The following is a 21,671-nucleotide window of genomic DNA, read 5'->3' on the forward strand; positions in this document are numbered from 1 at the left end:
GCAGTCCCTTTATCTTGTTTTTGTGGTATAATGAATACAATTTACACCAAACGGAGGGATACAATGGAACTGGAAATGGAGTTCATCCGCAAAATGCCCTCTCCCCAGGAACTGAAGGTTGATCACCCTGTGGAGCCGGCCATCTATGAAACCAAACGGCGCCGGGACGCTGAGATCCGGGACATCCTCACCGGGAAAGACAGCCGCTTTCTGCTGATCATCGGTCCCTGCTCCGCGGACAATGAGGACGCTGTGGTGGACTACTGCCAACGTCTGGCCGAAGTCCAGGAACAGGTGAAAGATACCCTGTACATCATTCCCCGGGTCTACACCAACAAACCCCGGACCATCGGGGTGGGCTACAAGGGCATGGCCCACCAGCCCGATCCCGAAGGGAAGGAAGACATGCTGGCCGGGATCATCGCCTGCCGGAACATGCACATCCGGGTGATCCGGGAAACCGGCTTCACCTGCGCCGAAGAAATCCTGTACCCGGAAAACCACCGGTACCTGTCCGATCTGATCTCCTATGCAGCCATCGGGGCCCGGTCCGTGGAAGACCAGCTCCACCGGATGATCGCCAGCGGGGTGGGAATCCCGGTGGGGATGAAGAACCCCACATCCGGGGACATCTCCGTAATGCTCAATTCCATCGCCGCCGCCCAGCATGAACAGCAGTTCCTGTTCCGGGGCTGGGAAGTGCGGACCAAGGGGAACCCTCTGGCCCACGCCATCCTCCGGGGGTATGTGGACAAATTCGGCAAGAGCCTGCCCAACTACCACTATGAAGACCTGGTCCGGCTCCATGAAGAATACGGCAAGCGGGACCTGGAAAACCCGGCGGTGGTCATCGATGCCAACCATGCCAATTCCGGGAAGAAATACCTGGAACAGATCCGGATCGCCAACGATGTGCTCTACAGCCGCCACATGAACCCGGACCTGAAGAAGATGGTCAAGGGGATCATGATCGAAAGCTACATCGAAGACGGCAGCCAGAAAATCGGCGAAGGGGTCTACGGAAAATCCATCACCGATCCCTGCCTGGGCTGGCCCAAGACCCGGGATCTGATCCTGGAACTGGCCGGACGGGTGGATTACTGAGAATAGGGAGGACATACCATGCTGAAACAGATTTCGCTTTTTGCAGCCAACCATAAAGGGGCCCTGGGGAAGATTACCAACGACCTGGCCCGGGAAAACATCAACATCTACACCATGCTGGCCACGGACAGCGCCGAATTCGGCATCATCCGGCTGATCGTGGACAATCCGGACAAGGCCCTGGAAGCCCTCCAGAAAGCCGGCTACCAGTGCCGGATCGACTATGTGCTGGCCGTGGATATGGCCAGCGACCAGCCCGGTACCCTGGATAAGATCCTGACCCATCTGAAGGACGCCAACGTGTTCGTCCGGTATCTTTACATCTCCTTCGACCGGAAAACCTCCAGCCCCATCGTGGTGCTGAAAACCGACGAACCCGAAACCGAAACCTTCCTCCAGGGGAAAGGGTATGCCCTGCTGGACCGGTTCTGACGTTTTTCTTACCCGTAGGAGGCGCAGGCCGGTTGCCCCGCCTGGTGCACGAAATTCCAACGACCCATTGCAATACCGTAGGGGCCGCAGGCCGGGCGGCCCGCAAAATGCACGGCCTGACGATACCGGCACCGTAGGGGATGAGCAAGACCGGCGCAGCCGTGTCGCCCGGTCATCCCGTTTCTGCAAAAGGATACCATCTGCCAGGGGCAAATGCGAAGCATTTGGCGTCCATCAGCCGCTGACCGTTGACAAAGGCCGCCGGAGGTTCCGGCGGCTTTTTTTTGTCCATTTTTTTGGACGGGGGATGAGGTATAATAAAAATAGAAAAAGGATGGAAGCAAGAATCCAAAGACAAGTTTCTATAGGAGGAACAAGGTATGGAGAATCAATTGCTGGATCAGTTCGGTCCTCAGCACTGTGGGGTGTTCCTGGGAGTGGAGTCTGCAGATCTGGATGCGCTGCGGCAATGGCTTCGTCTGGTGGATTTCCACTGTGAATGGGTATGGGGCGACAGGGAACCCTGCTGCCAGGTGCTGGTCCATATGAATGTGCTGTATCGGCCGGTGTTGGAGCGGCTAGGGACCGCCATGTGCCGGCGGTTCGGACAGAAAGGATATCTTTTCGCCGATGAAAACGGCCAGGCCTGGGAATTTCCTCAAAAGGGAGGGACGGGCAAAGCACTGGGATTGCTGACACCTCAGGTGTTGGATCAGTTTTACAGCGGCCTTCTGGGGGAACCCTTCCACTTCCAGGAGTTCCGGTCCATGTATCATGTGAATGCCGGGGTGCCCGCAATCATCATGGCCCAGCACGTCCATGATCTGATGGAAAAATATCAGGACTGGGATGTACGGTTCCTGGAAGAGCATGGAAAATCCAAATAAGGACAAGGAGTGGTGAAGATGGATAAACTGGTATTGGCCTATGAGGTGGCAAAAAAATTCCACGAAGGACAGAAAGACCGGGCAGGGAAACCTTATATCAACCATGTGAAGTTCGTATCGGATCAGGTACTTCCTCTGGGAGAAGAGTATGCCCTGGTGGGGATGCTCCATGATACCCTGGAAGACACGGCCATGGACCGGGGAACCCTGGAACAGCTGTTTGGGAAAACCGTGGCGGATGCGGTAGCTCTGCTGACCCATGACAAGAAGGTGCCCTATCTGGACTATGTGCGGCAGATCAAAGAGAGCGGGAATCCCTACGCCATCGCCGTGAAAAAGGCGGATCTGCGGAACAACATGGATCTGACCCGGCTGCCGGAAGTGACGGAAAAGGACAGGGAACGGGTAGAAAAGTACCGGAAGGCATATGGAATTCTGAGTGAAGCGTGAAGAGGACGGCGCAGGCTGGCAGAGAACAGGCCACCGCAGGGCAGGAAGGCGGCCCCGACAGACCCATTGCGGTGCCGTAGGGCGCCGGGGAGCCCGCGAAATGCACGGCCTGTCGATACCGGAACCGTAGGGGATGACCGGCGCAGCCGTGTCGCCCGGCCATCCCGCATCCGTTGACACCCCTTCCCCTCTGTGCTACAATGCCCCCGAAGGAGGGGATATCATGGATACCCGGGCCATCCGCTGTTTCCAGCAGGTCTATGAAAAGAAAAGCATCCACCAGGCCGCCAGGGGACTGTTCCTGACACCCCAGGGGGTGAGCCGGATCATCGGGGTCCTGGAGGGGGAACTGGGGGCACGGCTTTTTGTCCGTACGCCCCGGGGCATGGAACCCACCCTGGAAGGCCGGTATTTTTATGAACACAGCCGTCCTTTTACGGCTCAGCTGCTGAACCTCCAGCTGGGGATCCAGGAAATGAAACGGCAGCAGCAGGGGCTCCGGGTGGGGCTTGCCTGCGGGGTGCTCCATGTGATTTCCGTGGAGCGGCTCCAGGAAACGGCTGCCCGGTATCCGGAATTCCACCTGGAGTGGGTGGAGGATTTCAATGAGAATATCCTGAAACTGCTGCAGGAAGGGACGCTGTCCTGCGGCTTCTGTGTGGGACCGGGAGCCCCGGACGGCTTTTTCCGGCAGGAGCTGTTCCGGGCGCCGGTGTGCGCCATTCTGTATCCGGGGCATCCTCTGTACGGAGCGGAGAGCCTTTCGGTGGAAGACCTGAAAGAGGAGCCCCTGCTGTGCCTCAACGAACATTTTTCTATTTACCACAATCTGGCGGAACGGTGCGGGGATTTTGGTTTTACCCCTCACTTTGCCGTCAAGACCATGGAAAGCAGCCTGATCCGCCGGTTCTGCCAGGAAGGCCGGGGGGTGGGCATCGATGCGGCCATCCATCCAGAGGAACCGCCTTTGCGGCAGATCCCCCTCCGGGAGGCGGCTCCCTGGCAGGTGGCGTTGGTCTGCCCTCAGGGGAGGGAAAAGGAACCGCTGCTCCAGGCAATCCTGGGTTCTTTTGCTTGTGAAGGATAAAAGCGTCAATAAAATGTTGATACCTGCTGCCGTTTCCTTGCTGGACGGCAGCTGATTTTTTATGATAGGGTGGTAAGGAAAAATACAGGTACAACAATCCAAGGAGGCAAACTATGCTGCGCAAATTTCCCCATCTGTCCAGTCCCATCACCATTGGCCGGACCACTTTCCGGAACCGGATCTTTTCTGCACCCATGGGAGGCACGGACATTACCAACGACGGGTGCATCGGCCCCAAATCCACGGCTTTTTACGAACTGAGAGCCAGGGGTGGGGCCGGAGCGGTCACCGTTTCCGAGCTGATGGTCCATCCGGCCACCGATGGATCCCATGCCTATCATCTGGATGAAAGCATCCTGAATTCCCTGGCGGCAGCCACCTGTACGGCCGATGCCATCCGCCGGCATGGTGCCATCCCTTCCATCGAACTGTCCCATTCCGGCCAGTTTGCCGGTACCTACATGACGGACAAGAACCGGCAGCACAATCTGCACCAGTGGGGGCCCAGCGACGGGGTACGGGCTGACGGGGTACCCGTACGGGCCCTGACCCAGGAGCTGATCGATGATATTGTGGCGGCCTACGGCCACGCCGCGGGTCTGGCCAAACGGGCGGGCTTTGAAATGGTGATGATCCACGGGGGCCACGGCTGGCTGATCAACCAGTTCCTGTCCCCCCTGTTCAACCACCGGACGGATGCCTACGGAGGCAGCCTGGAAAACCGGACCCGGTTTGCGGTGGAAGTGCTCCAGGCGGTGCGGGCTGCGGTAGGGCCCTTTTTCCCCATTGAATTCCGGATGAGCGGGGCGGAATTCACCGAGGGAGGATACGGACTGGACGAAGGGGTGAAGATAGCCCAGGCCATCGAGCCCTATGCGGATCTGCTCCATGTCTCTGCCGGCACCTACCAGAAGACGTTCGGGATCACCCATCCTTCCATGTTCGAGGACCACGGCCGGAATGTGTACCTGGCGGCGGAAATCAGAAAGCATGTGTCCAAGCCGGTGGCCACCATTGGCGGGCTCACGGATCCGGCCATGATGGAAGAAATCATTGCTTCCGGGAAGGCGGATGTGGTGTATATGGCCCGGCAGCTGCTGGCGGACCCGGAAACGCCCCGGAAGATCGACGAAGGCCGGGAGGAGGAAATCGTCCACTGCCTGCGCTGTTTCACCTGCATGGCGGAACGGGCTGCCACCGGTACCCGCCGGTGCACGGTGAATCCTCTCATCGGCCGGGAACTGGACGGCACGGAAGTCCAGCCGGCACCGGTGCGGAAGAAGGTGGTGGTAGTGGGCGGGGGCCCCGGAGGCCTGTATGCCGCCTATACCGCCGCCCGTCGGGGGCACCGGGTGGTCCTGATGGAAAAAGAAGGGGAAGTGGGGGGCATCCTGAAAAGCGAGCAGGCCATTCCCTTCAAAAAGGAAATGTATGGTCTGGCCCATACCTGTGAGCTGCTGGCCCGGAAGGCGGGGGCAGAGATCCGGCTGAACACGGAAGCCACCCCGGAAACAGTGGAAGCGGAGCAGCCCGATGCCCTGATCATCGCCGCCGGATCCCGGCCCCTGGTTCCGCCCATCAAAGGGCTGGACGGGGACAATGTGGTGATCGTGAACAATTATTACAGGGAGAAAGACAAAGTGGGGGACCATGTGGTGGTGTTCGGCGGCGGTCTGGCCGGCTGTGAATGTGCCATCCACCTGGGCCGGGAAGGGAAAAAGGTGGAGATTGTGGAAATGCGGCCCACCCTGGCTCCTGACGCCAATGTGCGCCACCGGCCCCTGCTGCTGGCGGAAATCGCCAAAACCGCCACGGTCCATACGGGATACAAGGGAATGGAAGTGACCCGGGAAGGCATCCTGTGCACGGATCCCTCCGGAGCCCAGGTGCTGGTGCCCGGGGATACGGTGATCTGCGCCCTGGGACAGCGTTCCCGGACGGATGTGGTGGAAGCGCTCCGGGATTGTGCCCCCTTTGTAAGGGTCATCGGGGATGCGGCCAAAGTGTCCACCATCACCAATGCGGTGTACTGGGGCCATTGGGCGGCCATGGATATTTGAAAATTGTCCGCGGTCAGCCGACGGAAAGGGGATGTTGCACGTGAACTGCAACATCTCCTTTGTCCAGGGGCAGCTGCGTTTCTGTTCCAAGGCAAACGTCAGACGCGTTTGCCTGCCTTCGTTCAGTGACCAGGGGTGTGAATTCTTTCACACCCCCTTTTTTTATGCGAAAAAAATTTTCATAAATTCAAAAAAACTACTTGCATTTATCGCGTCATCGTAGTAAAGTATTAAATCAGTAAAGCACTTGTTCCGGAGCTCTCCGGAACGGAAGCATATTTATTGAAGAAAGGGGTTACGATCATGGTAGCCGGATTGAATGAACGGGAACTGAAACAGCTGGCCAAAGCCTTTACCCTGCTGAAGGATCTGGACGGGAGCCTGGCTTTCCTGGAAGACATCTGCACCCCCAACGAGCTGAAGGCCCTGAGCCAGCGGCTGGAAGTGGCGGTGCGTCTTCACCGGGGCGAAAATTACGCCAAGATTGTCAAGGATACGGGCGCCAGCAGCACCACGGTATCCCGGGTCAATCGCTGTCTGAACTACGGGGCAGGAGGATACCGAACCCTGATCCCCATCTTGACTGAAGGAGCTAACGAGAAATGAGCAACAGTACTGCACTGCGGATCCCTTACGGGACAAAAGATATTCTGCCGGGGGATGCCCGGCTGAAACGGGAACTGGAAGACCGGGTGGCCGCCAATTTCCTTTCCTGGGGCTATGATGAAGCCATCACCCCCACCTTTGAATATGCCGATACCTTTGCCCTGAGCGGCGCCGGCATCAGCGATGAAAGCATGCGGTTCATGGACCGGAACAACCGGACACTGATGCTGCGCAGCGAAATGACCACCCCCCTGGCCCGGATGGTGGCCACCCGTCTGAAGAACGACAAGGGTGTGAAACGGCTGTTCTACATCGCCAATGTGTTCCGGCACGAACAGACCCAGGCCGGCCGCCAGTGTGAATTTTCCCAGGCGGGGATCGAAATGATCGGGGCGGAAGCGCCCATGGCTGACGCGGAAGTGCTGGCCCTGGCGGTGAGCAGCCTGAAAGCCGCCGGGCTCCAGGATTTCCTGATCAGCGTGGGCCACAGCGCCTTCCTGGCCGGGATCATGGAAGAAGCCGGGCTGACGGAAAAGCAGGCGGATTTCGTAAAGACCATGATCCTCTCCCACAACGCGGTGGGCCTGGAAGAAGCTGCCGTCCGCTTCATCCCCAAGGATCTGAAGGACCTGTTCCGGGATCTGCTGTATCTCCAGGGAGGCCGGGACCTGCTGGATGACCTGGAAGGCCGGGTGAAGAACCAGAAGAGCCTGGATGCTCTGAAGAACCTGAAGGCCATCTACAAACTGGCGGAAGCCTACGGGGTGGCCCAGTACCTGTCCTTCGACCTGTCTCTGATCCGGAATTTCGACTACTACACCGGTATGGTGTTCGAGGCCTATGCTCCCCAGATCGGGTTCAACATCTGCGGCGGCGGCCGGTACGACCATATGATGGAAGCCTTCGGGGATCCGGAACCGGCTACGGGATTTGCCCTGGGCATCGACCGGATCATCCTGTCCCTGCGCCGGGACGGCCGGTTCAACAGGGAATCCAAATGGGACATTTACGTGGCCTGGGCTCCGGGATGCCAGGAAAAAGCCATCCAGAAGGCGCTGGAACTGCGCAATGGCGGCAAGAACGTGAAAGTGGCCACCAACGCCCTGACCCCGGAAGAGGCGGCCAAGGCCTGTGCGGAAAACCGGTGCGAAGCCGTAGCATATGTAGGATAGGAGAGAAAAGGGAATGGATTACTTAACAATTGCCCTGCCCAAGGGAAAACTTTTTGCCAAGTCTGTGGAACTCCTGGCCAAGGTGGGCTATGCTGCGGACAATGTGGTGGAGGATTCCCGGAAGCTGGTCATCACCAATGAAGAAACCAAGGTAAAATTCATCATCGTCAAGACCGTGGACCTGCCCACTTATGTGGAATACGGAGCGGCGGATATCGGCATCATCGGCAAGGATGTGCTCAATGAGGAACGGAAGGACATCTACGAACTGCTGGATATGGGCTACGGCGGCTGCCATCTGATGATGGCGGTGCCGGAATCCAAGGTACTGCCGGAAATCACCGATTACGCCCATATGCGGGTGGCTACCAAATATCCCAAGTGCGCGGCGGATTTCTTCGACAAGCTGGGGATGCAGATGGAAATCATCAAACTGAATGGTTCCATCGAACTGGGGCCCATTGTGGGGCTCAGCGAAATGATCGTGGATATTGTCCAGACCGGCCGGACCCTGCGGGAAAACCATCTGAAGGAAGTGGCTTCGGTGTTCCCGTCCACCGCCCGTCTCATTGCCAATAAAGTCAGCTTCAAGATGCAGTACGACCGGATCCGGAAGCTGGTGGAAGATCTGAAAGTAGTCCTGAAGGAGGAAAAACCGGAATGAAAGTCTATGATGAAAGAAAAAGCACGGCGGAAGAAATCAGCCGCCTGCTGGAAAAGAAATCCTTTGATGAAGTGAAACTGTCCCCGAAAGTGGCCGCCGCTGTGGAAAAGATGTTCGGCCGTCCGCTTACTGCGGCAGAAGAAGTGGACATCATCGTCAACGATATCCGGAACAAAGGGGATGAAGCCCTGTTCGAATACACCAAGAAACTGGATGGAGCGGATCTGAGACCGGCCACCATCCGGGTGACGGAAGAGGAATTCGCGGAAGCGGAAAAGGCCGTGGATGAAAAGACCATGGGGGCCATCCGCCGGGCCATTGCCAATGTGCGGAAGTTCCACGAAGAACAGCTGCCCAAGACCTGGCTGACGCCCCGGGCCTACGGGTCCTTCCTGGGCCAGAAGATGACGCCGGTGGACAGCGTGGGGATCTACGTGCCCGGCGGTACCGCCGCCTATCCCTCCAGTGTGATCATGAATGCGGTGCCCGCCAAAGTGGCCGGGGTGCCCCGGATCGCCATGGCGGCTCCCGCCGGCCGGGACGGGAAGATGAATCCCTATGTGCTGGCCACGGCCAAGGAAATCGGCATTACGGAAATCTACAAGATGGGCGGAGCTCAGGCCATTGCCGCCCTGGCTTTTGGGACGGAAACCATTCCCAAAGTGGAAAAGATCACCGGCCCCGGGAACATTTTCGTGACCCTGGCCAAAAAGGCCGTCTATGGACACGTGGATATCGATATGCTGGCAGGGCCCAGTGAAATCCTCATTGTGGCGGACAAAACCGCGGATTACCAGTACCTGGCGGCAGATCTCCTGAGCCAGGCGGAACACGATCCCCTGGCCTGCGCCATCCTGATCACCGATGACGAAGACCTGGCGGGCAAAGTGGCGGAGGAAGTGGAAGTCCAGCTCCAGAAGCTGCCCCGGAAGGAAATTGCCGCCCAGTCCCTGGCGGTGCAGGGGAAGATCATCCTGGCCAAAGATATGGATACGGTGGTGGAGATGGCCAACATTTCCGCTCCGGAACACATGGAAATCAACACCAGGGAACCTTTTGCCCTGGTGCCCAGGATCCGGAACGCCGGTGCCATTTTCCTGGGAGCCTATTCTCCGGAACCCCTGGGAGACTATTACGCCGGCCCCAACCACATCCTGCCCACCGGCGGTACGGCCCGGTTCTATTCCGTGCTGAATGTGGAAACCTTCATGAAGAAGACCAGCATCATCTCCTATACCAAAGAAGCCCTGGCGGAAGCCGCTGATGACATCATCGCCATGGCCGAAGCGGAAGGACTCCAGGCACACGCCAACGCCATCCGGATCCGGAAGGGGGCTCTGTGATGAGCGAGATTCTTGCCCGGGAAAGCCTGTCCCGGATTGAAGACTATCAGGTGGAAACTGTACCTGATGCAGATATTGTTGTCAATGCCAATGAAACCAACTGGGATATGACCCCGGAAATCCGTTTGGAACTGGGGACCCGTCTGGCGGAACATGCCTTCAACCGGTATCCGTCCATGCACGGGGAGGACCTGTGCCAGGCCATTGCCGACCGGCTGGGGTTCGATCCGGCCCAGGTGGCCATCGGGAACGGCTCCAGCGAACTGCTGGAAAAAGCCTGCTATGCCTTCGGGGGCGCAGGCCGAAAGATTGCTTCCGCCACGCCGTCCTTTTCCATGTACCAGACCTACGCCATCCTGGCGGACAGCGAACCGGTGCTGTTCCCGCTGACGGCGGACGGGTTCGTGGATCCGGAGGGAGTCATCGCATTCTGCCGGGAAGAGAAGCCGGCCCTCATCATTATCTGCAATCCCAACAATCCCACGGGGAACTTCAATCCCAGAGCCGCCATGGAAAAAATCATCCGGAACGTGGAGTGCCCAGTGATCATGGACGAAGCCTATATGGAATTTGCCGTGGAAGAAGGGAAGATGGAAGAACTGTCCACCCTGGACCTGGTCAATGAAGTGGACAATCTGCTGGTGCTGAAGACCTTCTCCAAGGCCTACGGCCTGGCCAATCTGCGGATCGGCTACGGAGTGGGCAGTGCAGCCGTGATGAAGGTCCTGAAGAAGGTGCTGCTGCCCTATACGGTGAACGGGATCTCCATCCTGGCGGCGGAACTGCTGTTCAGCAAGCCGGAAGTGCTCCGGGAACGGGTGGAAGCGGTGGTCAGCGGCCGCCGGTACCTGCGGGAACAGCTGGAAGCCCTGGACTTCCGGGTACTGCCCAGCGCCACCAACTTCCTGCTGGCCCTGCCGGCGGGGAAAGTCCTGGACAAACTGGCGGACAAAGCCAGTGCGGCGGATCTGCCCGGCGGGGAAAAGGCCATGGCAGCCGGCGGATTTCTGTTCAAGGAACTGCTGGCCCGGAAGGTGCTGGTACGGAACTACTCCCAGAATCCCCGGCTGCCCGGGGGCCTGCGGATTTCTGTAGGCACGGCGGCAGAAAATCCCCTGATCATTGAAGCCATCAGGGATATCATTCTGTAAACGAGGGAGGCCATTGGTTATGCGGCAAGGGAAAGTGGAACGGAATACGAAAGAAACCCGGATCCTGGTGGAACTGGACCTGGACGGCACCGGAAAGGCGGATATTTCCACCGGTGTGGGCTTCCTGGATCATATGCTGACTCTTCTGGCGGTCCATTCTTTCATGGATCTGAAGGTGCGGGCCCAGGGGGACCTGGAAGTGGACTGCCACCATACGGTGGAAGATGTGGGCATCGCCCTGGGCCAGGCCATTGCCCAGGCTCTGGGGGACAAAAAAGGCATCCACAGGTACGGCAGCTTCCTGCTGCCCATGGATGAAGCCCTGGCGGAAATCGCCCTGGACTTTTCCGGCCGGCCCTACCTGGTGTGGAATGCAGACCTCATTCCCCGGGTGACCCTGGGGAACTTCGATACGGAAATGGGCGAGGATTTCTTCCGGGCCCTGGCCATGAACTGCGGCCTGACCCTCCACATCAACGTGCCTTACGGGAAGAACACCCACCATATGCTGGAAGCCATCTTCAAAGGCGTGGCACGGGCCATGAGCCAGGCGGTGGCCCTGGATCCCCGGGTGCACGGGGTGATGAGCAGCAAGGGGGCACTGTAATATGGACAAAGACACCATTGTGATCATCGATTACGGACGGGGCAACCTGCACTCCGTGTACAACGGCCTGCTGAAAATCGGGGCCAGCCCGGTGGTTTCCGGGGACCCCAAGGTGATCGAAGCGGCGCCCAAAGTGATCCTGCCGGGGGTGGGATCCTTTGGGGACTGTATGGATACCATGCGGGGCCGGGGACTGGAAGAAGCGGTCCAGCAGGCTCTCCACAGCGGCAAGCCTTTCCTGGGCATCTGCCTGGGAGAACAGCTGCTGTTCGAAGGCAGCGAAGAAGCACCGGGAGTAAAGGGCCTGGGGTATTTCAAGGGCCAGGTGAAGAAAATCGTCACGGAATACAAGATCCCCCATATGGGGTGGAACCGGATCACCACGGTGAATCCCTCCCCCCTGCTGCAGGATGCTGACGGAAAGTACGTATACTTCGTCCACAGCTTCCATGCAGTGCCGGAGGATCCGTCCATCATTACGTCGGTCTGCGATTACGGGACCCGGATTACGGCCAGCGTGGGCCAGGGTAGCGTCCAGGGCTTCCAGTTCCATCCGGAAAAGTCCTCTTTCGCCGGTCTGGCCATGCTGAAAGCTTTCAAGGAGTGGAAACTATGAACATCTATCCAGCCATCGACCTGCGGGGAGGCAACTGCGTCCGCCTGGTGAAGGGCGATTTTTCCAGAGAAACCGTATACAGCACCGATCCCGGTGCCATGGCCAGGAAATGGGCCGATGAGGGGGCCAGCTGCATCCATGTGGTGGATCTGGACGGAGCGGTAGCCGGGGAAAGCCGGAACCTGCTGTCCATCGATGCCATCCTGAAACAGGGGAACATTCCCATTGAAGTGGGGGGCGGCATCCGGACCATGGAACACGTGGCCCGGCTGCTGGACCGGGGGGTCCACCAGGTGATCCTGGGGTCTGCCGCGGTAAAGAATCCGGATCTGGTGAAGGAAGCCTGTGAAAAATATCCCGGCCGGATCGTGGTGGGCATCGACGCCAAGAACGGGGACGTGGCAGTGGAAGGCTGGGAAGCCAGCGGCCACATCCAGGCGGAAGAGCTGGCCCGGAAAATGGCGGAAGCCGGGGTGGAACGGATCATCTTCACGGACATTGCCCGGGACGGTATGCTCAGCGGGGTGAACGTGGAAGCCACGGTAAAGGTGGCCCAGGCCTCCGGACTGGCGGTAACGGCCAGCGGCGGGGTGGCCAGCCTGGAAGATTTGAAAATTTTAAAAAAAAGAGAAACAGATGGCATTGAAGGGTGTATTATAGGTAAGGCGCTGTATACTGGCGCCATTGACCTTCGCCAGGCTGTTGCGATTGCGAAGGAGGCGTAGAGCCATGCTGGCAAAACGGATCATTCCCTGTCTGGACGTAAAGGACGGACGGGTGGTCAAGGGGACCAATTTCGTCAGCCTCCGGGATGCCGGGGACCCGGTGGAACTGGCTTCCCTCTATGAACAGGAACAGGCGGATGAGCTGGTGTTCCTGGATATCACCGCTTCTCTGGAAAAACGGAAGTCCATGGTGGAAACCATCGAACGGACGGCCCGGGAAGTGTTCATGCCCCTGACTGTGGGCGGCGGCATCTCTTCCATCGAAGATATGCGGGCCGTGCTCCTGGCCGGGGCGGACAAGACCAGTCTGAACACGGCGGCGGTGAAGGATCCCACCCTGATCACCCGGGGGGCGGAAGCCTTCGGGAACCAGTGCGTGGTGCTGGCTGTGGACGCCAAACGCCGGGGAGAGGATTCCTGGGAAGTGTACATCAACGGAGGCCACACCCCTACCGGGCTGGATGCCCTGGAATGGGTGAAAAAAGCCGTATCCCTGGGGGCGGGGGAAATCCTGCTGACCAGTATGGATGCGGATGGCACCAAGGATGGGTTCGATATCCCCCTGACCCGGAAGGTGGCCGAAGCGGTTCCCGTACCGGTGATTGCCTCCGGGGGTGCCGGATCCCTGGAAGATTTCTATGAAGTCCTGACCGCCGGCAAGGCTGACGCGGCTCTGGCCGCTTCCGTATTCCATTACAGGAATTTCACGATCCGCCAGGTGAAGGAATACTTGCGGAGCAAAGGAGTGGACGTACGGTTATGAAAATCGATATCAGCAAGCTGAAGTTTGACGACAGGGGCCTGATCCCTGCCATTGTCCAGGATGTGAAGACGGACAAGGTACTGATGCTGGCCTATATGAACGGCACCAGCCTGGCCCGCACGGTGGAAACCGGATATACCTGGTTCTGGAGCCGGAGCCGCCAGGAACTGTGGAACAAGGGTGCCACCAGCGGCCATACCCAGAAGGTGCACAGCATCACCTATGACTGCGACGGGGATGCCCTGCTGGTGAAAGTGGAGCAGAAGGGGGCCGCCTGCCACACCGGGAACTATTCCTGTTTCTTCAATCCCCTGTGGAACAGTGGCTCCGGAGAAAGCCTGCCGGTGGCGGACAACCGGCTGCCCCAGGTGATCAACGAGCTGTACAAGCAGATTGTCTGCTATCAGGAAAAACAGAAGGAGGCCCGGAAGCTGCTGCCGGCACCCAGCCAGGACAAGCTCCTGACGGAACTGGGGGCCAACACCACCCGGACCATCCTGGCTTCGAAAAACAGCGATGCGGACCAGGTTGTTTACGAGATGGGGGATTTATGGTATCATTGCTTAGTGCTGTTGGCTTACCATAACATCACCCCCGGCGAAATGCTAGTGGAAATGGCAGGCCGGAAAGTGGAAGAAGAAAAATAAGCAGCAAATACCTGTACAACCTGGAGGGCTCTGATGGCTAGAATGTTTGGAACGGACGGCGTCCGCGGCGTCGCCAATGGTCCTGTACTCAATGTGGAACTGGCTTACAAGCTGGGCCGTGCGGCGGCTCAGTATTTCGGACGGGAAGTGAAGACTCCCAAGATCCTGATCGGACGGGATACCCGGCTTTCCGGCACCATGCTGGAAAGCGCCATGGCGGCCGGCATCTGCAGTGCCGGGGGCAATGCCCATCTGCTGGGGGTGATCCCCACGCCGGCGGTTTCCTATCTGACGGAAAAACTGGAAGCCAATGCGGGGGTGGTGATTTCCGCTTCCCACAATCCTTTTGAAGACAACGGGATCAAGTTCTTTGCCCGGACCGGCTACAAACTGCCGGATGCGGTGGAGGATGAAATCGAAGCCATCGTGAACCAGCCGGTGGACTATTCCCAGACGGTGACCGGGTCCAACCTGGGACGGGTGATCCAGGAACCGGATATGGGGATGGTGTACGTAAAGCATATTGTGGACTGCGCCGATGTGAAGCTGAACGGCCTGAAGGTGGTCATGGACTGTGCCAACGGGGCCAACAGTGAAATCGCCCCGGCCATTCTCCGGACCCTGGGGGCCCATGTGATTCCCATTTTCCATGAACCCAACGGGATCAACATCAACAACGGCTGCGGCTCCACCCACCTGGAAGCGCTCCAGGCCAAGGTGAAGGAAGTGGGCGCCGACTGCGGCCTGGCCAACGACGGGGATGCGGACCGTCTGCTGGCTGTGGACGAAAACGGCGAAGTGCTGGACGGGGACCAGATTATGCTGATCTGCGCCCTGGACCTGATGAAGGCCGGCAAACTGAAGGACAATGTGCTGGTCACCACCGTGATGAGCAACGTGGGCCTGGCCAAGGCCATGAAGGAACACGGGGGTTCCACGGTGAAGACTTCCGTCGGCGACCGGTATGTGCTGGAAGAAATGCTGAAGCATGACTACAAACTGGGTGGCGAACAGTCCGGCCACATCATCTTCGGAGATCTGGTTCGCACCGGGGACGGGATGATGACCGGGGTGAAGCTCCTGGGCAGCCTGGTGCGCCACAACCAGACACTGTCCCAGCTGGGGGCTCTGATGGTGAAATATCCCCAGACCCTGCTGAACGTGCGGGTGAAGGACAAGAACGGCTGGCAGGAAAACCAGGCCATTGCCGATGTGGTCCGGAAGTACACGGAAGAACTGGGGGACGACGGCCAGGTGCTGGTGCGGGCCAGCGGTACGGAACCGCTGATCCGGATCATGGCCCAGGGCCCCAACCAGGTGGAACTGGACAACATTACCGAAGCCATTGCAGAAGTGGTGCGGAAGGAACTGGCGTAAAGAGAAGAGGGGCTGTTGCGCATGCAACAGCCCCCTTTCCAGTTGACCCCGGGGCAAAAACATAGTATCATAAAGTATCTGTAGGAACATGCCTTCCGGGAATACCGGACTGGAAGGCCGCCTGTTTGGAGGGGGAACGGGCTGAAGGGATTCCTGCAAATCATCGAGCGCAGGTGCCGGGCTTTGGCCTGGCCGACGAGGTGGAGGTTCATCGAACAGTCAGCGGATGCCTCCCGGTAAGCTGCAGACCGTAAGCTGTCCTACAAATCCCTCTGGCAACAGAGGAACACAGAAGGGGCGGCGGCAGACGGTAACTACAAATCGCAGGAGGGCACAACAACAATGTGCGGAATCGTAGGATATATCGGACGTCATCAGGCAACTCCCTTTTTGATGGAAGGCCTGAGCAAACTGGAATACAGAGGGTATGACTCTGCCGGCATCGCCGTATACAACGACGGGAAGATCGCTGTGGAAAAATGCGTGGGCCGGCTGGATGCCCTGCGCCAGAAAATCGTGGGCCACGAACCGGTAGGGACCCTGGGCATCGGTCACACCCGGTGGGCCACCCACGGGAAACCCAGTGACATCAACGCCCATCCCCATACGGACGAAAGCGGCCAGTTTGCCGTAGTTCACAACGGGATCATCGAAAACTACATGCCTCTGAAGCAGGCTCTGCTGAAAAAAGGCCATCATTTCCGTTCTGAAACGGATACGGAAATCGTGGCCCATCTGATGGCGGACCTGTGGGACGGGGATTTTGAAAGCACCGTCCGGAAAGTGCTCCACACCATCGAGGGTTCCTATTCCCTGGTGTTCCTGTGCGCCAAAGATCCCGGCAAGCTGATCTGCGCCAAAAAGAACAACCCGCTGGTCATCGGCCTGGGCAAAGGAGAAAACTACATTGCCTCCGATATCCCGGCCATCATCAGCAAGACCCGGGATACCTACATCCTCAGTGACGGGGAAATGGCCGTAGTGGAACCGGACAAGGTTGTGGTAAAAGACCTGGAAGGCCACAAAATCGACAAGAAAGTCTTCCGGGTGACCTGGGATGCGGAAGCGGCGGAAAAAGGCGGCTTTGAGCATTTCATGCTGAAGGAAATCTACGAACAGCCCAAAGCCGTCCGGGATACCCTCCGGGGCCGGGTGGACAAGGGCAGCGACAAGGTGGTCTTCAACGAACTGAACTGGACCCCGGAAACCCTGAAGGATATCCAAAAGATCTTCATCGTGGCCTGCGGCACGGCCTACCATGCAGGGATTGTGGGCAAGTACTACATTGAAAAAATGGCCCGGATCCCGGTGGAAGTGGATATCGCTTCCGAATTCCGGTACAGGAACCCCATTGTGGACGAAAGCTGCCTGTGCATCGTGATCAGCCAGTCCGGGGAAACCAGTGATACCCTGGAAGCCCTGAAGGAAGCCAAGCGCCGGGGGGCCAGGACCATGGCCGTCACCAACGTGGTGGGGTCCTCCATCGCCCGGGAAGCGGATCAGGTGGTTTACACCTATGCAGGTCCGGAAATCGCCGTGGCTTCCACCAAGGCTTATACCACCCAGCTGATCGTTATGCTGCTGCTGAGCCTGTACATTTCCGATCTGAAGGGCAAGATCAGCGACGAACGGCTCCATGCCCTGATCCAGAGCGTCCTGGAAGTGCCGGAACAGATGCACGACATCCTGGACCATGTGGACCAGATCAAAGTGTACGCCACCAATTATGCCAACCGGGAAGATGCCTTCTTCCTGGGCCGGAGCCTGGACTATGCCGTGGCTCTGGAAGGGGCTCTGAAGCTGAAGGAAATCTCCTACATCCATGCGGAAGCCTATGCGGCCGGTGAACTGAAGCACGGGACCCTGGCTCTGATTACGGAAGGGGTGCCGGTGATCGTGCTGGCCACCCAGTCCAACATCTATGAAAAGACCATCAGCAACCTCCAGGAAGTGAAGACCCGGGGTGCCATTGTGATCGGCATCGGCATGGAAGGGGATACGGAACTGGCCAAACATGCCAACAACGTGATCATCATCCCCAAAGCCGACGAAGACCTGGCTCCCATCCTGGCCGTGATCCCTCTCCAGCTGCTGGCGTACTACGCCGCCCTGGCCAGAGGATGCGACGTGGACAAACCCCGGAACCTGGCCAAGAGTGTGACGGTGGAATAAGTTCATAAGGATAAAATGCTCCCTCCGGGGAGCATTTTTTAATGGAAAAGATCACGGGTCGTGAGTCGCGACCTCCTTGCACTTTTATCCAAAATCGGCTACAATGGGTTCATTGCATTATCCATTGACATTTGCTGACATGACAATGGAAGAAAAATCGTGTATAATGTACACAAAACCAAAAGGGGGACTCGGAGGAGTTTCCCTTTTTCCCAAAGGAGACCTGACCCATGGAAGACTTGTTTGATGCCATCACCCGCTTGAAGAAGGAACGGAACGCGGTGATCCTGGCCCATGTATACCAACCGGAAGAAATCCAGGAAATTGCTGATTTCTGCGGTGATTCTTTTGCCCTGTCCCAGCAGGCGGCCCAGACCGATGCGGATGTGATCGTGTTCTGCGGGGTCCGCTTCATGGCGGAAACGGCCAATATCCTGTCCCCGGACAAGATTACCCTGCTGCCGGCCATCGATGCCGGGTGCCGGATGTTCGACGATACCCTGGAATCCCGGGTAAAGGCATTCCTGAAGGACCATCCGGAATACAAGGTGGTGTCCTATGTGAACACCCCGGCCAGCGTCAAGGCCCTCAGTGAAATCTGCTGCACGTCTTCCAATGCGGTAAAGGTGATCGAAAGCCTGCCGGCGGACCAGCCCATCCTGTTTGTGCCGGATCAGAATCTGGCCACCTTTACGGCGGAAAAGACCCATCACACCATTCTGCCCTGGCGGGGGGCCTGTCCCACCCATCATGCCCTTTCGGTGGCAGAAGTGACGGAAGCCAAAAAGGCCCATCCCGGAGCCAAAGTGTTGATGCACCCGGAATGCCGGCCGGAAGTCCGGGCCCTGGCGGATTACGTGGGCAGCACCATGGGAATCATCCATTATGCACAGCAGAGCCCTGATGAGGAATTCATCATTGCCACGGAATGCGGGGTGCTGACCCAGCTGGAATGGAAGTGCCCGCACAAGAAGTTCTACATGGCCGGAGGGAATCTCCTGTGCCCCAACATGAAGAAGACCACCCTGGAGCTGGTGAAACGGTCCCTGGAGACCCTGGAACCCCGGATCGTGGTGCCGGAAGAGATCCGGACAAAGGCCCGGACGGCCCTGGAACGGATGCTGGAAGTGAAGTGACTGGGTTGACAATGGGTCGATAGCCGAAGATAGCCTGCTCCGCAGGCAATGAAGGGAAACCCGTCAATCGGGTTTCTTCCATTGGTGTATGATCTATGACCTGTGACAGGCTGCTGCCAAAGCAGCAGACCCTTATCAAAGGAGGATTCCTTATGGAAACCTATTGGACAAGTTTTGATACGGCGGAGACGCCGGTGATACAGACGGATATCCTGGTGATCGGGTCCGGGGCCGCCGGGCTCCAGACGGCCTGGTCCCTGGCGGAAGCCGGCCGGGAAGTGCTGGTGGTGGCCCGGGATGAACTCCAGGACAGCAACACGGCCAAAGCCCAGGGGGGCATTGCCGCAGCCCTGGGTCAGGATGATGACCCCACCCTCCATTATCAGGATACCCTGGTGGCGGGAGCCGGCCTGACCGATGAATCCATGGCCCGGATCGTGGTGACGGAAGGGCCGGATGCGGTGCTGGACCTGCTCCATCACGGGGCCCGGTTCGATAAAAATCCTGACGGAACCCTGGCCCTGGGACGGGAAGGCTGCCACAGCCGGAACCGGATCGTCCACGCCAATGGGGACAGTACCGGGGCGGAAGTGTCCCGGGCTCTCCGGGCCATTGCCGGGGAAGAAAAACGGATCGCCACCCTGGAACACTGCTATGTAACGGATCTCCTGGTCCGGGAGGGCCGCTGCCAGGGCGCCATGGCACTCCACAAGGGGCGGACGGTCCGTCTGGCGGCCAATGGGGTGGTACTGGCCACGGGAGGCGTGGGACGGCTCTTCGCCCACACCACCAATCCGGAGGGGGCCACCGGCAGCGGCCTGGCTCTGGCCTGCCGGGCGGGAGCGGAACTGATGGATATGGAATTCGTCCAGTTCCATCCCACGGCCCTGGCCATTCCCGGCCGGCCCAGCTTCCTGGTTTCGGAAGCGGTCCGGGGTGCGGGCGCCCTCCTGTACAACACCCGGGGAGAACGGTTCATGCCCGGGTATCATCCCATGAAGGAACTGGCTCCCCGGGATGTGGTGGCCCGGGCCATTGCCACGGAAATGAAAAAGTGCGGCAGTGACCATGTGTGGCTGGATGCCACGGGAATCGAAAAGGTGGAAGAGAAGTTCCCCATGATCTTCCGGACCCTCCTGGACTACGGAGTGGATATGGGGAAGGAGCGGATCCCCATTGCTCCGGCAGCCCATTACATGATGGGAGGCATCCGTACCGATGGCTGGGGCCGTACCACGGTGAAAGGCCTGTACGCCTGCGGAGAAGCCGCCTGTACGGGGCTCCAGGGGGCCAACCGGCTGGCCAGCAATTCCCTGCTGGAAGGGCTGGTATTCGGACGCCGGGCAGCCCGGGCCCTGTGCCAGGATATTCCGGAAAACCGGCCGGCGGAACCGGAAGGCAGCTGGAAAGCAGAGCTGGCACCCTGGACGGTTTCTTCCCGGGAGCAGGCGGCGGACCGGCAGCAGCTCCAGGAACTGATGAGCCGGCAGCTGGGCATTGCCCGGGACCGGGACGACCTTGAACAGGCCCTGGAAACCATGGACGGCCTGGCCCGGAAATATGAAGGACGGGCAGCGGAAAATCCGGACCAGCTGGACCTGAAAGCCCAGCTGCTGGTTTCCCGGCTCATTGCCCGGGCGGCGCTCCAGCGGGAAGAAAGCCGGGGTGCCCATTACCGGCTGGATTTCCCGGAACCCAGGGACTGCTGGAAGCACCACAGCATCGAAGAAAATGAAGGAGGCACCATCCATGTACAGCAGAATGTTGGATAAGCAGCTGGAGGAATGGCTGGCGGAAGATGTGGGCAGCGGAGATCTGACCAGTGAGGCCCTGCTGCCGGCAGAGGCGGTGACCTGCGGCATCATCCACGCCAAGGATACAGGGATCCTCTGCGGGGTGGAGGTGGCCCGGCGGGTGTTCCAGGTGCTGGACCCCGGCCTGACTTTTGAAGCCCTGGCCCGGGACGGAGAACCGCTGGAACCGGGGACCCTCATCGCCAAGATCACCGGCAGTGCCCGGAGCGTGCTCACCGGGGAACGGCTGGCCCTGAATCTGCTCCAGCACCTGTCCGGCATCGCCACCCGGACCAGAAAACTGGCGGACCTGGCCAGACCCTACGGCACCCGGGTGGTGGACACCCGGAAGACCACACCGGGACTGCGGCTGCTGGAAAAATACGCCGTCCGCACCGGTGGCGGCCACAACCACCGGCTGGGGCTCTACGACGCCATCCTGATCAAGGACAACCACATCGCCGTGTCCGGCGGCGTGAAGGAAGCCCTGGCACGGGCCAAAGCCTACGCCAGCCACATGACGAAAATCGAAATCGAGGTGGAAAGCCTGGAGCAGGCCAGAGAGGCAGTGGAAGGCGGTGCCGATGTGATCATGCTGGACAACATGGCGCCGGATGCCATGAAGGAATGTGTGGACATGATCAGTCACCGGGCGGTGGTGGAAGCCTCCGGGGGCATCGATGAACACAACCTGGAAGCCGCTGCAGCCGCCGGGGTGGATGTGATCAGCATAGGAGCCCTGACCCACAGTGTAAAAGCCCTGGACATCAGCCTGGATGTGGGGGAGATCAAGTAAATACGGTCATATGACAAGGGGTTGTTGCAGGTTTCGTGCAACAACCCCTTCCTTTTTTTCTTATCTATGCTATAATGAAGACG

General features: G+C 58.9%; 21 protein-coding genes. All 21 read left to right on the top strand.

Annotated elements, in window-relative coordinates; translation table 11 throughout:
- Positions 1 to 63: 63 nt before the first annotated feature.
- The 21 genes from ACFER_RS04765 (at position 64) to nadC (ending at position 21,588) form a co-directional block, all read left to right on the top strand.
- On the top strand, positions 64 to 1,104 hold the full coding sequence (locus ACFER_RS04765) for a 3-deoxy-7-phosphoheptulonate synthase (RefSeq protein WP_012938282.1): 1,041 nt from the start codon (positions 64 to 66) through the stop codon (positions 1,102 to 1,104).
- An 18-nt stretch (positions 1,105 to 1,122) separates the two neighbouring features.
- Positions 1,123 to 1,536 carry an amino acid-binding protein gene (locus tag ACFER_RS04770; RefSeq protein ID WP_012938283.1) on the top strand — a complete coding sequence of 138 codons (414 nt, stop codon included), beginning with the start codon at positions 1,123 to 1,125 and terminating at the stop codon, positions 1,534 to 1,536.
- 380 nt (positions 1,537 to 1,916) lie between these two features.
- The gene (locus ACFER_RS04775) at positions 1,917 to 2,423 is read left to right on the top strand and encodes a hypothetical protein (RefSeq protein ID WP_012938284.1); all 507 of its coding nucleotides are present in this window, start codon (positions 1,917 to 1,919) and stop codon (positions 2,421 to 2,423) included.
- Positions 2,424 to 2,441: 18 nt separating this feature from the next.
- Positions 2,442 to 2,873, top strand: a complete 432-nt coding sequence (locus ACFER_RS04780) for an HD domain-containing protein (protein ID WP_012938285.1) — start codon at positions 2,442 to 2,444, stop codon at positions 2,871 to 2,873.
- 223 nt (positions 2,874 to 3,096) lie between these two features.
- A complete protein-coding gene (locus ACFER_RS04785) occupies positions 3,097 to 3,960 on the top strand; it encodes a LysR family transcriptional regulator (RefSeq protein WP_012938286.1) in 864 nt (287 codons plus the stop codon).
- A gap of 113 nt (positions 3,961 to 4,073) precedes the next feature.
- Positions 4,074 to 6,020 carry an oxidoreductase gene (locus tag ACFER_RS04790; protein WP_012938287.1) on the top strand — a complete coding sequence of 649 codons (1,947 nt, stop codon included), beginning with the start codon at positions 4,074 to 4,076 and terminating at the stop codon, positions 6,018 to 6,020.
- A gap of 303 nt (positions 6,021 to 6,323) precedes the next feature.
- The gene (locus ACFER_RS04795) at positions 6,324 to 6,626 is read left to right on the top strand and encodes a YerC/YecD family TrpR-related protein (protein WP_012938288.1); all 303 of its coding nucleotides are present in this window, start codon (positions 6,324 to 6,326) and stop codon (positions 6,624 to 6,626) included.
- On the top strand, positions 6,623 to 7,798 hold the full coding sequence (hisZ, locus tag ACFER_RS04800; RefSeq protein ID WP_012938289.1) for an ATP phosphoribosyltransferase regulatory subunit: 1,176 nt from the start codon (positions 6,623 to 6,625) through the stop codon (positions 7,796 to 7,798). The genes ACFER_RS04795 and hisZ overlap by 4 nt, the downstream gene beginning before the upstream one ends.
- Positions 7,799 to 7,811: 13 nt before the next feature.
- On the top strand, positions 7,812 to 8,462 hold the full coding sequence (gene hisG / locus ACFER_RS04805; RefSeq protein WP_012938290.1) for an ATP phosphoribosyltransferase: 651 nt from the start codon (positions 7,812 to 7,814) through the stop codon (positions 8,460 to 8,462).
- Positions 8,459 to 9,805 carry a histidinol dehydrogenase gene (gene hisD, locus ACFER_RS04810; protein ID WP_012938291.1) on the top strand — a complete coding sequence of 449 codons (1,347 nt, stop codon included), beginning with the start codon at positions 8,459 to 8,461 and terminating at the stop codon, positions 9,803 to 9,805. The genes hisG and hisD overlap by 4 nt, the downstream gene beginning before the upstream one ends.
- The gene (locus ACFER_RS04815; RefSeq protein ID WP_012938292.1) at positions 9,805 to 10,956 is read left to right on the top strand and encodes a pyridoxal phosphate-dependent aminotransferase; all 1,152 of its coding nucleotides are present in this window, start codon (positions 9,805 to 9,807) and stop codon (positions 10,954 to 10,956) included. The genes hisD and ACFER_RS04815 overlap by 1 nt, the downstream gene beginning before the upstream one ends.
- Positions 10,957 to 10,975: 19 nt before the next feature.
- Positions 10,976 to 11,563, top strand: coding sequence for an imidazoleglycerol-phosphate dehydratase HisB (gene hisB, locus ACFER_RS04820; protein WP_012938293.1), 588 nt, complete (start codon positions 10,976 to 10,978; stop codon positions 11,561 to 11,563).
- A gap of 1 nt (position 11,564) precedes the next feature.
- Positions 11,565 to 12,179 carry an imidazole glycerol phosphate synthase subunit HisH gene (gene hisH, locus ACFER_RS04825; RefSeq protein ID WP_012938294.1) on the top strand — a complete coding sequence of 205 codons (615 nt, stop codon included), beginning with the start codon at positions 11,565 to 11,567 and terminating at the stop codon, positions 12,177 to 12,179.
- Positions 12,176 to 12,904: a 1-(5-phosphoribosyl)-5-[(5-phosphoribosylamino)methylideneamino]imidazole-4-carboxamide isomerase gene (gene hisA, locus ACFER_RS04830; protein ID WP_012938295.1), complete on the top strand. Its 729-nt coding sequence runs from the start codon at positions 12,176 to 12,178 to the stop codon at positions 12,902 to 12,904. Before hisH ends, hisA begins: the two co-directional genes overlap by 4 nt.
- 4 nt (positions 12,905 to 12,908) lie before the next feature.
- Positions 12,909 to 13,667: an imidazole glycerol phosphate synthase subunit HisF gene (gene hisF, locus ACFER_RS04835; protein WP_012938296.1), complete on the top strand. Its 759-nt coding sequence runs from the start codon at positions 12,909 to 12,911 to the stop codon at positions 13,665 to 13,667.
- The gene (gene hisIE / locus ACFER_RS04840) at positions 13,664 to 14,314 is read left to right on the top strand and encodes a bifunctional phosphoribosyl-AMP cyclohydrolase/phosphoribosyl-ATP diphosphatase HisIE (protein WP_012938297.1); all 651 of its coding nucleotides are present in this window, start codon (positions 13,664 to 13,666) and stop codon (positions 14,312 to 14,314) included. The genes hisF and hisIE overlap by 4 nt, the downstream gene beginning before the upstream one ends.
- Before the next feature lie 33 nt (positions 14,315 to 14,347).
- Positions 14,348 to 15,691, top strand: coding sequence for a phosphoglucosamine mutase (gene glmM / locus ACFER_RS04845; protein ID WP_012938298.1), 1,344 nt, complete (start codon positions 14,348 to 14,350; stop codon positions 15,689 to 15,691).
- 342 nt (positions 15,692 to 16,033) lie between these two features.
- On the top strand, positions 16,034 to 17,863 hold the full coding sequence (gene glmS, locus ACFER_RS04850; protein ID WP_012938299.1) for a glutamine--fructose-6-phosphate transaminase (isomerizing): 1,830 nt from the start codon (positions 16,034 to 16,036) through the stop codon (positions 17,861 to 17,863).
- Between the two features lie 230 nt (positions 17,864 to 18,093).
- Complete coding sequence (gene nadA / locus ACFER_RS04855; protein WP_012938300.1) at positions 18,094 to 18,999, top strand: quinolinate synthase NadA; 906 nt, start codon at positions 18,094 to 18,096, stop codon at positions 18,997 to 18,999.
- 152 nt (positions 19,000 to 19,151) lie between these two features.
- On the top strand, positions 19,152 to 20,771 hold the full coding sequence (nadB, locus tag ACFER_RS04860; protein WP_012938301.1) for an L-aspartate oxidase: 1,620 nt from the start codon (positions 19,152 to 19,154) through the stop codon (positions 20,769 to 20,771).
- Positions 20,749 to 21,588 (top strand): carboxylating nicotinate-nucleotide diphosphorylase, encoded by an 840-nt coding sequence (gene nadC / locus ACFER_RS04865; protein ID WP_012938302.1) that lies wholly within the window; start codon positions 20,749 to 20,751, stop codon positions 21,586 to 21,588. Before nadB ends, nadC begins: the two co-directional genes overlap by 23 nt.
- The last annotated feature ends 83 nt before the right edge of the window (positions 21,589 to 21,671 follow it).

The organism is Acidaminococcus fermentans DSM 20731, assembly GCF_000025305.1.
GTDB lineage: Bacteria > Bacillota > Negativicutes > Acidaminococcales > Acidaminococcaceae > Acidaminococcus > Acidaminococcus fermentans.